The organism is Pseudonocardia sp. ZF1, assembly GCF_056835605.1.
In genome coordinates, this window is record NZ_JAJNBY010000001.1 from 4,273,680 (window position 1) to 4,287,145 (window position 13,466).

Consider the following 13,466-nt stretch of genomic DNA (forward strand, 5'->3'; position numbering starts at 1 on the left):
CTTTTCTATGATTTACTTAGGGAACGCATCTCTTACGATCTTCTCTAGAGACTCCCAATATTGTTCTATGATTGCGTCTTCGTTCTCTCGGATAGCAGGAAACAAGTAGTAACCTGCTGATCCACTAAAGACGTCTTGTGATGGATTACCGCGCCATTGCTTGAACTGTCCGTACTTCAACGAACCCATCTCAGAACCGATGGCATACGGCGCTCTTGCTCCACCAAGCTGTACTGTTGCCTTTGAGGCTGCCTTACCGGCTTTGATAGAAGGTGAAGCCTTAGCGGCTGTAGAACCTTGTCCTCTAGCCTTACTGCTCGCCTTCTGTGCTACCTCGTTCGCTACTGCAAAGTTGGCATCCTTCAAGTCCTGCAAGTCACCTGCTGCTTGTTTCAGTGCCCTGCGGAACTGCTTGCCGCCTTCAATCTCTACACCAGCCATATATTCCACCTCTAGATAAAAGAAAAGGCGGGTAGCTACACGAGCTACCCGCCTAATCAGTAGTATTTTGTTATGCAGCGTCAGGTGTCTTGTAGACCGCTGTGATTGGGTTACCAGAAGCAGGGTGCATTACCTTTGCAGTAACTTCCTGCTCGATGATGCCCATGCCTTCCTTACCGTTGGTTACTTCATCGAAGCGAACCGCTGGCATAGTAATAAGCAGCGAACCACCGGAAGGGCTTGCCCATTCTAGTGCTACTTCTGCTACCTGACCTGTAGCCATCAGTGCGTAAGTTGTTAGACCGCTAAAGTCACACTTGAAGCTTAACTCTGCTTCTCTGTAGTCGTTTTCAATCTGCTCTAGCTTTGAGGCTGAGCCTGCGATCTTGTAACGGTCATCCTTTAGACCGCTTGTCACCTTTAGCGATACTTCGTCTACAGGGTTCAGAACACCATTGATCTTTACTGATCCACCGATGAAGCTAAGAAGCTTTCCGTCTGTATAAACAGGAGTCTGCTTAGCCAACGCACCCGCGCCGGCCCCCGCTACTTCCTTAGCGAAATCGCATGTCAGCGTGATCTTTAGCAATTCATCTACTGAGTTAGAAAGCTCCCACTCAGTTACCTTGCCGCCTGACCAAGTGAAGATGTTATCTGAACCATCTACACCTACTCGGTTAGACTGAACTGTAAAAGACTTACCGTCTAGGCTACCGATAGCAAATGTCTGTGGATATAGACCACCTACTGCCGCGCCGATTGTGGCAGTACCACCAAACATGTGAGGCAACCAGAACTGGAATCCCTGATCTAGAACCTCTAGCTCGATGTCTCCACTAGCACCCTTGGCGTTCTTTACGAATCTGTTAGCGCGAACGAATCTGTTACCAGCACGCAAGCCCTCTGATTCGATGTTCTCATAAGAGCCTTCAATGCCTTCACTGGTAAACTCGAAGAACTTATTAACTGCTACAGGTGTGCCGAACGTAGATTCATTGGCAGCACCTATGTACCCGTCATTAATCTGAGTCATTACTTACTCTCCTTTTCTGTTTCGTCACGCTCAAAATCTTCTCTTGAAAGCAAAGACTTAGCGTCATCGCCTGTTGCTTCAAACACGTCACCCTGATTCACATACACACCAAGTGACGGAATATCTAATGGGCTAGTGCCTACATACTTTATCTTCATTGTTTCTCCTTAAGTACGGCACATAGCCGTTAGATTAGCTTTGATCTCACAGGCTGAACCTTCGTCAGTGGAGAAAGCTTCTATAGTTTCAGGATTAAGCTTTGCGCTTACTACCTGTCCGTGGTCAAACTGCCCTAGCTGTGGGTTCTGTCTGACTAACTTCTCGATAGCTGCTAGATGTGCTAGAGCCTGAGCCTCAGACACCACCGCATCACGGTTCTTATTAATGAGCGTGATGTAGATATCTATCGAGATAGTTTCTTTCATTTGTTTGTTGCCTACTGCGGCATGATCGTGCTCAGGCCAGTTGATAGCGCCGATTGCGACACGTAGGGGTGGGAAGACCTTGCTGCCACCCACGATCACCTGAGCACCGGGCACGGCCTGCTTACACAGGCTCAGGAGCACGTCTCTGATCTCGATGGCTAGAAGCAGCACCTACGCCACTCCCCCACCGGGCACCGTGTAGCGCGCTAGTACGGCGTCTACGGACGGAAGCCCTGTCTCACTACCGGCACGCCCAGGCGTTGCCAGACCTACCGTCATGCCGTTGGCGTCTGACGTGTAGCCGATCGCTCTGTCAGGGATGCCGCTGTAGGGCTTGCCCACGACGCAGCTGGCGTAGGCCAGAGCCGCACGCTTGACGTCTGCCGGTACCTCCAACATGCCGTAGACGTAGTAGATCTTCACTGGACCGCTCGCCAGGCCAGTCACGAAGCCGTGCTTGGAGACGCTGACTGAGTCGTCGTGTGCGGTAGCACCGGTGATGCGCTGTACGTCTAGCTCAGGCAGCCACAGAGAGCCGCTGCGTGTGACGTCGCTGTAGAACCCTGGCTTGCTGATGAAGCTGCGTCCGGCGATGCGCTCGAACTCATCCTCCACAACCTGTAGGACCGCTAGAAGCTTGTCCGGGCTCTGCTCGGCTAGGACCGTGTCGTAGCTGCGTGCCTCAGGCACCGTGAACAGGCGTGTCCCTGCTACCTCTAGTAGGTCTGCTGCTGCCAGTCCGTCCCACGTGATCCAGTACAGGTCCTCATCCGCAGGTGCTGTGGCCTTGAAGCTGTGCACTCCGTTGGCGAATACCGCTGTGCCAGAACTTAGAGTTTGGTTCTCTATATCTTTGATTGTGTAAGGCACGTCTTGTGTAGTTACTAAGTCACCGGAAGTATCTGTTAGTTCCTTTAATACAGTGAACTGTGTTCCTCTAAGTGTTCTCACTCAAATTACGCCTCCTTTGGCTTGCGTGTTCTCTTTCTTGTCTCTACCGGCTTCACCGAGGCTGTCTCTTTCTCTTCTGTTACCGGGATAGCTCTGCCTGAGTTAAGTACGATCTGAACAGTCTGCTCGTCTAGTTCTTCTGTGTCGTACTCTTCGTCAATCTTTAGCCATGCCGCGCCGGAAGCTGTTCCACCGTAGTTCTTTGTCATTCTTATCTTCATAGATTGTCCATTCCAGAAAGCAGGCCAGGGCTCCGAATGAAGCCCTGGCCGGCCGTCTTAATAAGTTGCTCTAAAAGCTACTTCTCTTATGCGTGCTGTACGTACTGCACTAGCTCGTCATCAATTACTGCACCATCGGCGCGAACTGTTACACGAACACCTGTCTGGTTGTACTCAAAGTAGCGGTCGTCAGACACGTCTACCTGAACTCCACCAACTAGACGGAAGTAGTAACCGTTGGCAAAGTCACCTAGTAGTACTGACTTCTTGCCTGTCCCGATTGTTGGCATACCGTCGTCGATAACAACAGGCTTACCGAATAGAGTTGGTAGACCTGTAGCAGGGTCGCTGCTCCATAGACCACTTGCACCAAGGGCAGTAATTACTGCACCCCATGTGCTTGTGTGCATGATCCAAGCTGTAGCAGATGGAACACGAGCGGCTAGAGTTACTAGCGCTGCTTCTGTAATAGATGTTGCTGGCGCGTCTGCACCCTTAGATGCTCCGTTTAGAGCACCATTTGGCTGGTTAGTACCTGTACCTGTTAGAAGGTAACCGTTTAGGTCCTTAGATACCTTGGCGCCACCCTTAGCAGCTACACCGCCAACTACATCCCAAGATGCGTCGTTGATTAGCTGGTTGTCGATTCTTACGATTCCACCGAATAGGTAGGCGCCTAGCGTTACGTCGCTACCAACTGTTGTGTCAGGTAGAGCGTTACCTCTTGGTGTAAGCGCTGTCGCAATGTCGTCAACAACTACTGCTGAGATAGCGTTACCTGTTGAGTCTGTCTGTGCGATAGCACCGGCGCGGCCCATAGTTGTACGGCTATCGATAACCTGTAGCATCTTGCTACCGAAGTTAGCGTTTCCGTAGTTCTTTCCGGCTGAACCTAGAACTGCTCTCTGCTCAAAGCCAAATGACTTTGTGCCCTTACCACCCTGTAGGTGTGAGCGTAGTTCGTCTGCATCATCTGCAACCTTTGCGCGCTCGGCAACCTGAATACCGGCTACCTTTGATGCAAGCGCTGCATTACGTGCTTCTGCTTCTGCGTCTGCTACGTAACCGTCAGCCTTAGCTTCTAGCGCGTCCATCTTTGAACGAAGCTCGTCTAGCTGTGCGGCTGTCTCTTCTGTCTGCTCTTCTGCGGCACGTAGTTCGTTGAACTCTGCTAGAAGTGCTGATCTTTCTTCAAGGGCCTTCTCTGCGGCCTTCTTGTAATCCATGTTTCATGAAATCTCCTAATTGAATTTACCGTTGAGCACGGCATCGGCTTTGATGAGTGTTTTCTACGGCTCATCCAATTTGGCGTAGCTTGTAATGAGCGTTTGTCATCTTTGCTACATAAGGGGCGGAACGAAGAGTGTCTACTGACGGCCCTACTGTCTCGCCACGAATTACTGACGCTAGGTTGTGCTGAACTACTTCAATGTCAACACCGCGCTCTTCTGCAAGAGCCTCTAGCGCGCGTACACCTGAACTTGTAGCCAAGTAAGCAGGGTAAGTTACTGGACTGACGTCAAATAGCTGTACTTCCTGCAAGGTGCGTAGTGGGAAATCATCATCAGTGAAACCCCAGTCATCATTGATGGTTCTAAAACCAAAGCTGGATTCTGTGATGTCCCCTCTGCGCATGCTCTCGGCTAGATCTCTAGCGTACGAAGTGTTCGGTAGGTCTATTTCGTAGTGAAGACCTGTTGAATCTTCTGCGAGTCTCAAAGTACCGGCGCGATTGCGACCAAGCACCATGTTTGCATCGTGATTCAGCAAGCCCTTTACGTCTGCTTCCTTGATTGTCTTCTTGAAAGCACCGGACGCGATTTGCTCTACGAAGCCGCCTAGGTTCTGACTTCTAGAATTGAACACAGCGGCGTAACCGTCAATGATTACGTTTCCTGCGTCATCCTTACGCACTTCAAATTCTGATGTGATATTCGTTCTGCGTTCTTCTTGACGCATTATGTTTCCTCCGTATCTGCCTGTGGCTGAGTGCCAGGCTCAGGCAACTTATTGATATCCGCCATGTTGGATTGAACTAGTGTTTTATCTCCACCGGCGATTGGCTCTAGGTCTTGTAGAGCACGGGCTTCATTGACGGTATAGATGCCGTACATGATTCCCTTGGTGATGACGTCCATACGTTCTGACTCTCTAGCTCTTAGGTAAGCAGCTAGGTTGAACTTCATGTATTCAGAGTCACGAAGCAGCCATCTGTTGAAAGCTGTCTCCACCGTGATTGCCCACGGCTGCAATGTGTACTGAATGAACGCCTGGTTCATCTCGGACACACCGCTACCCCAACTAGAAGTAAGTGTTGGGTCTAACAGATGCGCAGGCACTCTAAAGAACTGAGCTATATCTACCTTGTTGAATCGGCGTGTGCTTAGGAACTCTGCATCTACGTTGCTGATAGATACCGGGTTGAACTTCACCCCGCCATAAAGCACACCGATGACTGAGCCTCTGTCAGTACCGATGAACTGATCACGCATGCGTCTGATCTTCTGGTCAACACCGTCTGAGTCTTTGCTCTGTGTCTGACCTGCTGCCGGTACCTCTAGAACACCCTTCAACGAAGAGCCGTTCTTAAAGAAGCTCTCTGCGTGTACTTCTACTGCGTTGCTTCCTGCGACGCTGCGACGTGCTGATTCAAGTGGACTGATGCCCTTTAGTTCACCGGGCGCAGTCAGACCTTTGATGTGGACAATGTCTTTCTCAGTGAAGTACTGATCCATGCCACGAACCGTGTAGATAATCTTGTCGTCTTTAAGCTCGATCTCTACTAGCTGTGGATTGATCGGATGAACTTCTGTGATCTCGCCTGCTCTGTTTGTCAGCTTCAAGATGTACGCGTTGCCGTGCCCAACCAGTGAGTAGAAGATCTGAGAGAAGAACTCTCGCTCTGTCATTCTGCTGTTTGGGTTCTTAAGCCATCTTGGCTTATCGGTTTGCTCTCTCTTGCCTGTACGTCTGTTGACGAATATGTCTACCGGTGCGGAGCACAGCGACTCTACGATGATGTTCATGCAGAAATGCACTGCGCTTAGCTGCATAGGATCAACGTTGCTGCTTTCTCCTACACCTTTCCAGTCAGCGGCATAGGACGGTGACATCGGTCACGTCCGGCGGAGTGGTGTATGAGATCGACTCCGCGTGATCTTGGTTCGGGATTCTAGGCGGTTATTGCCTCGGTTGTCATGAGTGCCTCGCTGCCGGTCGGTGCGGCTTCGGTGGTGACGATGCGGATGCGTGAGCGGGCCAGTAGATCGAGGCCCATGTAGCGGCGGTTCTCGGTCCACTCATCACTCTGTTCGGCCAGGACGGCGCCGACGAGGCGGATCAGGGAGTCGCGGCCGGGGAAGATCCCGACCACGTCGGTGCGACGGCGGATCTCCTTGTTCAGTCGCTCTTGAGGGTTGTTCGACCAGATCTGGCGCCAGACCTCGCGCGGATATGCGGTGAACGCCAGCAGCTCATCGCGGGCGTTGTCGAGGTGCTCGGCTGCGTCGGGCCAGCGCGCGGTGAGAGTGTCGACCACGCGTCCGTACTGGGCTGTGACGGCGTCGGCGTCGGGCTGGTCGAAGATCGTGCGCACCTGCGTAGCGACATGCGGCTGCGCCGACTTCGGAACACGGGAGAGCAGGTTACGCAGGTAGTGGGTGCGACACCGCTGCCACGCCGCACCCGGCAACGCCGAGGCGATCGCCGCCACCAAGCCGGGATGGGCGTCGGAGATGACGAGCTGGACCCCGGACAGGCCGCGGGCGACCAGACCGCGCAGGAACGCCAACCAGCCCGCTCCGTCCTCGCTGGAGGCCACATCCAGGCCGAGGATCTCGCGGTGCCCGTCGGCGTTCACCCCGGTCGCGAGCAGCGCGTGCACGTTGACCACCCGGCCGTCTTCGCGGACCTTCACCGTGAGCGCGTCGACCCACACGAACGTGTACGGGCCCTGGTCGAGCGGGCGCTCGCGGAACGCGGCGACCTGCCCGTCGAGGTGGGTGGCCATCTCGCTGACCTGCGAACGCGACAGCGACTTCACCCCGAGTTGTTCGGCCAGCTTCTCCACCCGCCGGGTGGAGACACCGAGTAGGTAGGCCGTGGCCACGACGGTGACCAGGGCCTGCTCGGCGCGGCGGCGGTGGGTCAGCAGCCAGTCCGGGAAATAGGAGCCCTGGCGCAGCTTCGGCACCGCCAACTCGATCGTGCCCGCTCGGGTGTCCCACTCCCGGGCCCGGTAGCCGTTGCGCTGGTTCGTCCGCTCGCTGCTGCGCTCGCCATAGCCGGCCCCGCACTGCTGATCGGCCTGCGACGACATCAACGCGTTCGCCATCGTCGCGATCATCGTCTGCAACAGATCCGGCGACACACCCGCCGAGGCGAACTCCTCGACAAGCTGGGCAGGGTCCACACTGTGTGGTGCGGCCATCGTGGTGGTCCTTCCTGGAGTTCCTTGGTCGGTACTCGAGAAAGATCACGCGGTGGCCGTCTCACGTCACGACGCCACGCCGCTCACCAGCGACGAACCCGTACACCACCTCCGCGGACGTAACCGTGACATCTGTCCCGCCGGCCCTGATCTAAAATCAAAAAACCCCATTAGTCACGGGTCAACTCCAATCTCTCGGCAATCAGACAGATAGCGGCTCCTGCTGCAACTACTCCTAGTGGGAGCCATGCCAGGAACAGGCCATACGCCATGAGCGCCATGCCTACTAGCTGTACTACTGCTGTTGTCTTTCTCATAAGTTTTCCTTCCTTACCAAGGGACGAAGCCCCAATCTTCTTCTTGTACTTCTTGCACGTTGACAATCATCAAAGCGTTGATCAGAGCTGCTACGCCATCGATCTTTCCTAGTGAATTCTTTCTAGAGATCTTCACACGATCGAAGTTGTCTGAGTCAATCTTGACATTCTCTACGTTCCAAGTAAGTACAGGATTGAACCCGTGATACAGGTTCTTATCGGCAACCAGAACTTCTAGCTCTTTGGTTGGTCCGTCTAGTCTTTGCACCTTCTGCGGAGCATCGATGACTAGTAGACCTTCTAGTTCTAGGTTCTCTGCCATCTGTGCGCCATTCCAGCTATCTATAGATACCGCGCGCACATCGAACTTCTGCGCATCGGCTAGTACCTGGTTCTGCACCGTGTTGAACTGGATTGACTCACCATCGAATAGGTGTAGCCATCCCTCCTGTGCCCACTGCTGCATCTGCGCCTGTAGGTAGTCGTCTCGACTGTCCACGCTGTACTGAGTGCCCCAGGAGCGGACCAGCACCGTGTAGCCGGGCGCCTCTGCGTCTGTAGGACTGCCAGGGAACACCAGGGCTTCCGCTGTCAGGTCTCTCTTCGAGCTGAGGTCTAGGCCGACGAAGCACGTTCTGCCAGCAAGCAGGTCTTCTACGACCGGGCCGCCTGCGGCTCCTGTCTCGTGCCAGCGGTGACTATCGATCCAACTTGACTCACTGTCGACCCACTGGCACAGCTGGAACGCTCGGAACTCAGGCACACCGCTCGGAAGACGCTTGGCGTCTTCGTACTGACGTCTAAGAGTCTCTAGAGACTTGGCTGATCCAAGAGAAGGGTTAGCAAATCGCCATACCTCTTCTGCTGTCCAGTCCATGTCTTCTTTGACCGGGCGCATAGAAACTAGCTGGAACTTGTTTCTAGACTGATCTTCAAAAGTCTTTTCTGCGTCTTGCCATATCTCATAGCACAGCTTTGACTTGTTCTTGAAGCCTGCTGTAGTGATAGTGAAGAACAGCGGTTGGCTTCTAGCAGCCTGTGAACCCTTTAGGGCTCTGTATAGTTCATCGTTCTTCTGAGCTACTAGCTCGTCTAGAATTACTACCGTCGGATTTAGACCAAGAGCATTGCCACCATCAGCAGAAATTACTTTGATCTTACCGCCTGACTTCTTATGAGTCAGACATTTGATAGAAGCCTGAACCTTGAAGGCTCTAGCCAGAAAAGGATTAGTTGTGACGAAGCTTAGCATAGCGTCAAATAAGATAGAAGCCTGCTCACGAGTAGCAGCGGCAATAATGATGTTTGACTTCTCGCCGGTATTATCGAAAGCACAAAGGTAGATACCTAAAGCAGCGCAGAAGGTTGTCTTACCGTTCTTACGGCTGATACCTACGAACACGTCTGTGTATTGTCGTACGTAGCGCTGTAGCTCGTCTGACCAACGAAGAGTGCCAAGCAGCTTCTCTACGATCTCTCGTTGCCAGTCCAGCACGGTCATCTTCTGACCAGCTAGCAAACCTTCCGGCAGAACAATCGCATCTTCAATGAAGCCAATAGCGTTAGCTGGTATCGATGGATCGTAGTAGAATTCGTCAGCCTTAGCGTTAGCCGGCCTCCACTCTGCGTATTTCAAGCATCTTCATCTCCTGTTCTGTTAGATATTCTTTGCCCAGGCTGGAATCTCTTGCTCTTCTTTGTCCTCTAGTTTCAAAGCTTTGAGATCACCGGGCGAGAATCCGAACTGAGCACTTCCTGTTTTGATTGCTGCTCTAGCCTCAGCAAGAATAGTGAAGCTTGGATTCTTTACCAGCGACTCATTGCGACCACTGACTACCAAACCTTCACTATTGATGTGCTCAATGGCGTCTTGATACTGAGATACAGCCTGGCAGTACAGTGCGAACGGCACTATGTACTGCTCCTGGCAGAAACCCTTAGATTTCATGTAGGGAATCAGGCGTAGCCACTCAGCTAGTGCTACTTCGTTCAAATACTCTGGTGCTTCAAAATCCATATCGGTTCTTTCCAATCTGTAGTGGGGATGGTTGGCAGGGAAACAGGAGTGAAACCCTGCCAACCAAACTTGAATCTCTGTGAAACTCGCTGAACTAATCTGAACAGTAACCAAAAGGCTCCGAGGCCAGTTTTCTCACAGAAAAGGGAAGGGGGGGTCCACAAGCTGTGTCGGTTGTAGACTTTTGACCCGACTTTCCCGAAAATTTCTTCGTCGTCTGAATTATTTTTCGACGAACGATCGATCATGCTCGTTCATTATTTTGTTGAGCATCATGCTCATGATCTTTGATGAAGAGGACGACCAACAGGCAGGCAGTTAAACAATACTTGCATCGTCTTCACTGACTCGCCGACTTCGTTGATCAGTTGTATCTGTGTTGTATAGACTCCTTGTCTATTGAACACTGACTCACTTGTAGGCCAACGTAGTCTTTGTTCGTAGTCATCTACATCTATGAGTGCATGACCAGTCATATCTACCGGGCGATTGTCGGGATCAAAGAGCAGGACGCTGACCACGTACTCACTCAGGTTGACTGGCGTACCGTCTTCCTCCGTTACCCTGATAGGGGTAGGTCTAGGGATATCCCCTACGAATACCGCATTAGGGTAGTCGGTATAGTCCTTCATCTGTTATCTCCTTAGTTGTTATGTGTTGGCTGGGTAGAATGAATAATCCATCCCACCCCGGCAATACCGCGCCGATCTGCTGATCATGCAGTGATGCTGTTACTGATTGAGCTGGCAGTATGAATGTGATCAACTGCCCTGGTTCTGTATCGCCATGAAGATCTACTATTACTTCATTAGCTGTAGATCTAGAACCTGCTGTTGCTACCAGTACTGAACGGATAGCTTTGACTACCGGCGCAAGAGCGTGAGACTGAGAACCAGAAGGAACTATCTCCACTCTTGCCAGTGCCTTGACTGTTGGTGCTACTGCATGACTACGGCTAGAAGCTGTAGCTACTTGAATAGCATGAACTGTCTTGACTACTGGTGCATTAGCTGTGCTTGTACTACTTGCTGTCTGTGCTGATACCGGCGCGAACGGCTCTACGTCCGCAGGTGTCGAGCTCGACTCTGAACCAGCCGTAGGTACTGACACTGCCGCTGTCGGCTGTACGTCCGTCTCCCCTGCATCCGAGCTGCTTCCTGCCGTAGGCACCTGCACTGAGACCTGAGTCTGTGTGTCTGGCGTACCTGCTGAGCTTGTAGACCCAACGGTTGGTACCTCGACTACCAGTGAGCTGTAGCTGTCCACGTCTGGCGCGATGGCCTCTGACGTACTGCCAGCGGTAGGAACCTGTACCGGCGCCTGTGCTGCCACCTGGACTGCCTGAGCCTCTGAGCTGCTTCCTGCCGCCTGTACGGCTACCTGAGCCTGTGCCAGGACCGTAGGAGTGCCAGCGTCCGAGCTGCTTCCTGCTGTGGCCGCTGTGACCGGTGTAGCTGTACCCACGGTGGCCGCTGTCGCTGTGCTCTGTGAACCAGCCGTAGGAGCCGACACAGCACTGACTGCCTGGACCGCCGGCCCCGCTGCGGTTGATCTTGAACCCGCTGTTTGCGCAGCTACGGGCACTGTTGGCTGCACTGCCGGTGCGTTCGCTGTGCTGGTGCTCTGAGCCGTTGGTACGGCCACGGAGACCTGAGTACCGACTACCGGCGCCTGGGCACTGCTGTTGCTTCCCGCTGTAGGGACAGACACGGACGTCTGAGCCACTGCTGTAGGTGCTGAGGCTGTAGAGCGTGACCCTGCCGTAGGTACGGAGACCTGAGCCTGAGCCGTAGCCGTAGGAGCGTTCGCACTGCTCTGTGACCCTGCTGTAGGCACGCTGACTGCCGCTCGGCTCACTACCGAGGCTGCCTGAGCAGTAGAGGCTGATCCGGCCGTAGGGACGTCCACCTGTACACGGGCAACTGCCTCTGTGGACTGAGCCTGAGACGTGCTGCCTGCTGTAGGGCTGTCGACTGCCGATCTTGCCTTTGCATCTACTGCGTTGGCTGCCGATTGGCTTCCTGCTGTAGGTACGTCGACAGGACTCGAATTAACGCCTTCTGCTGTACCAGGACGAATAGCCAAAGACATAGCCGCCCAAGTAGCGTTCGTACTGTTAGTCGGAACACCCGTGTATTGAGGCGTTGGCGCTGACTTTGGATCTACGTAGCAAAGAAGTGAGTGCTGCCATACAGAAGTAAGGTCATGCAGCTCAGTTACTCCGGATACTGTGTTATAAGTAGTCGCTCTGTTAGAAGTCCAGAATAGAAGCTGTCTTACGTCTTCTCTTGTAGGGCTAATAGCGGGTGTTACGTGTGCTTGTGATGCTGTAGTGCTTCCTGCGAAAGTTGTTACTTCTACCGGGCTCGCTGCGTCATACTTGTTGATTGCAAGCATTGAGAAGGTGTTAGACGCGCCGCTGTTCAAGCTGACTGCATAAGTGTTACCTGTTCCATTGGCGATATCGTTGGCACCGGCCACTTTTCCTAGAACCTTGATCCAACCACCGAAAGCAGTAGTTGATTCAGCTAGTGTAGAGAAGCCTGAAATACCGATAGCTGATTGGCTTGTTACGTCATTGTCTGTAGCAATAATAGCTAGTAGATAATCGTTAGTTAAGACGTTCGCCGGCCCTGTGAAGTTGTAGCTTGTTACACCTCCACCACTGCTACCTCCGCTATAGCTCCTGATTTCAGGCTGAACGAATAGATCATCTATTGCAGTGCCGTTGAACTGAATCCACCCTGGGTTACTTGTGTTTCCGATCGCAAGATCAGTAGCTCCCGTACCTCCATATCCGATAGTAGCTGTACCACTGACAGCCATGTTCCATCCGATTTCAACAACTATTCTGTCACCGGCCGAAACGCTCAGGGCAGAAGGAATAGAGAAGGAACCTGACGTAGCAGTAAGCGTAGTTGAAGCTTGACCACCGTTGTATGAGTGACCACTAAGGACACCACGAACAGTGTTAGTGTCGCCTGCTGTTACATAAGCATAGAATCCTATGTTTGCGGTAGTTCCAGTACTGATTCGCGCAAGCAACATAGTATTTACTGTTCCAGCTGGAATAGTGCCACTTCTCACGAACGGATCTGACACGTACCTAATAACACAAGGATTATCATTAGCACTTGAAGACGGAGCATGAGCCACAGTAGTAGACGTACCGCGCTTCAAGCTCAAAGAACGAACAACTGACGAAGTAGTCTCCCAGCTTGGTCCTTTTTGGGTTGGACTAAAGGTTGGCGCTCCGTTAGATACGTAGAATCTTGTTGCCACTCATGTTCACTCCTTATACGATTACTGATGGTACGTTCCAGTAGATTCCGTTTGCTGGAATAGTTACTGGTATCTCTACGTTTGTTCCACCGCGTACCGCGCCGAAATCTACGCAAGTAAGAAGCGTGCTTGTAGACGCTGTTCCTGTTGCGACGTAGAAAACAATGAATCTTGGCGAAATGCTTACGTTTGACAGAGTGAAGTTGCTTCCGCCTAGCGTACTTACTCTTGTAGTTGCGTTGTAAGTGTAAGTAGTAGCTACTGTTGGGCCGCCTGCTGTATAGCCTGCGCCTGATACTTCACTTGCGTTGACGTCGCTCCAATACTTGTGTGTTCCCTGGTTTGGCGTG

General features: G+C 52.6%; 12 protein-coding genes. All 12 read right to left on the minus strand.

Translation table 11 applies throughout. From position 1 onward, the window contains the following. Positions 1 to 12: 12 nt before the first annotated feature. Complete coding sequence (locus ZF1_RS20610; protein WP_482638097.1) at positions 13 to 441, minus strand: hypothetical protein; 429 nt, start codon at positions 439 to 441, stop codon at positions 13 to 15. A gap of 70 nt (positions 442 to 511) precedes the next feature. Continuing rightward, on the minus strand, positions 512 to 1,474 hold the full coding sequence (locus ZF1_RS20615) for a phage tail tube protein (RefSeq protein ID WP_482638098.1): 963 nt from the start codon (positions 1,472 to 1,474) through the stop codon (positions 512 to 514). 167 nt (positions 1,475 to 1,641) lie between these two features. Continuing rightward, entirely contained in the window at positions 1,642 to 2,040 is a 399-nt protein-coding gene (locus tag ZF1_RS20620) for a hypothetical protein (protein WP_482638099.1), read from the minus strand. Between the two features lie 30 nt (positions 2,041 to 2,070). Continuing rightward, positions 2,071 to 2,700 (minus strand): hypothetical protein, encoded by a 630-nt coding sequence (locus tag ZF1_RS20625; RefSeq protein WP_482638100.1) that lies wholly within the window; start codon positions 2,698 to 2,700, stop codon positions 2,071 to 2,073. A 155-nt stretch (positions 2,701 to 2,855) separates the two neighbouring features. Next, positions 2,856 to 3,059: a hypothetical protein gene (locus ZF1_RS20630; RefSeq protein ID WP_482638101.1), complete on the minus strand. Its 204-nt coding sequence runs from the start codon at positions 3,057 to 3,059 to the stop codon at positions 2,856 to 2,858. A gap of 98 nt (positions 3,060 to 3,157) precedes the next feature. Next, positions 3,158 to 4,297, minus strand: a complete 1,140-nt coding sequence (locus ZF1_RS20635) for a phage major capsid protein (protein WP_482638102.1) — start codon at positions 4,295 to 4,297, stop codon at positions 3,158 to 3,160. A gap of 70 nt (positions 4,298 to 4,367) precedes the next feature. Next, positions 4,368 to 5,030, minus strand: a complete 663-nt coding sequence (locus ZF1_RS20640; RefSeq protein WP_482638103.1) for an HK97 family phage prohead protease — start codon at positions 5,028 to 5,030, stop codon at positions 4,368 to 4,370. Beyond that, positions 5,030 to 6,184, minus strand: a complete 1,155-nt coding sequence (locus ZF1_RS20645; RefSeq protein WP_482638104.1) for a phage portal protein — start codon at positions 6,182 to 6,184, stop codon at positions 5,030 to 5,032. Before ZF1_RS20645 ends, ZF1_RS20640 begins: the two co-directional genes overlap by 1 nt. A 59-nt stretch (positions 6,185 to 6,243) precedes the next feature. After that, positions 6,244 to 7,500 carry an IS256 family transposase gene (locus tag ZF1_RS20650; RefSeq protein ID WP_073574061.1) on the minus strand — a complete coding sequence of 419 codons (1,257 nt, stop codon included), beginning with the start codon at positions 7,498 to 7,500 and terminating at the stop codon, positions 6,244 to 6,246. Positions 7,501 to 7,830: 330 nt separating this feature from the next. Continuing rightward, complete coding sequence (locus tag ZF1_RS20655) at positions 7,831 to 9,453, minus strand: terminase large subunit (RefSeq protein WP_482638105.1); 1,623 nt, start codon at positions 9,451 to 9,453, stop codon at positions 7,831 to 7,833. A 21-nt stretch (positions 9,454 to 9,474) separates the two neighbouring features. After that, positions 9,475 to 9,834, minus strand: a complete 360-nt coding sequence (locus tag ZF1_RS20660; RefSeq protein ID WP_482638106.1) for a phage terminase small subunit P27 family — start codon at positions 9,832 to 9,834, stop codon at positions 9,475 to 9,477. A 278-nt stretch (positions 9,835 to 10,112) separates the two neighbouring features. After that, positions 10,113 to 10,466 carry a hypothetical protein gene (locus ZF1_RS20665; RefSeq protein WP_482638107.1) on the minus strand — a complete coding sequence of 118 codons (354 nt, stop codon included), beginning with the start codon at positions 10,464 to 10,466 and terminating at the stop codon, positions 10,113 to 10,115. Positions 10,467 to 13,466 lie beyond the last annotated feature (3,000 nt).

Excerpts from the sequence above, each read along its gene's own strand:
- ZF1_RS20610 (WP_482638097.1), bottom strand. The coding sequence starts at position 441 with ATGGCTGGTGTAGAGATTGAAGGCGGCAAGCAGTTCCGCAGGGCACTG.
- ZF1_RS20615 (WP_482638098.1), bottom strand. The coding sequence starts at position 1,474 with ATGACTCAGATTAATGACGGGTACATAGGTGCTGCCAATGAATCTACG.
- ZF1_RS20630 (WP_482638101.1), bottom strand. The coding sequence starts at position 3,059 with ATGACAAAGAACTACGGTGGAACAGCTTCCGGCGCGGCATGGCTAAAG.
- ZF1_RS20635 (WP_482638102.1), bottom strand. The coding sequence starts at position 4,297 with ATGGATTACAAGAAGGCCGCAGAGAAGGCCCTTGAAGAAAGATCAGCA.
- ZF1_RS20640 (WP_482638103.1), bottom strand. The coding sequence starts at position 5,030 with ATGCGTCAAGAAGAACGCAGAACGAATATCACATCAGAATTTGAAGTG.
- ZF1_RS20645 (WP_482638104.1), bottom strand. The coding sequence starts at position 6,184 with ATGTCACCGTCCTATGCCGCTGACTGGAAAGGTGTAGGAGAAAGCAGC.
- ZF1_RS20650 (WP_073574061.1), bottom strand. The coding sequence starts at position 7,500 with ATGGCCGCACCACACAGTGTGGACCCTGCCCAGCTTGTCGAGGAGTTC.
- ZF1_RS20660 (WP_482638106.1), bottom strand. The coding sequence starts at position 9,834 with ATGGATTTTGAAGCACCAGAGTATTTGAACGAAGTAGCACTAGCTGAG.
- ZF1_RS20665 (WP_482638107.1), bottom strand. The coding sequence starts at position 10,466 with ATGAAGGACTATACCGACTACCCTAATGCGGTATTCGTAGGGGATATC.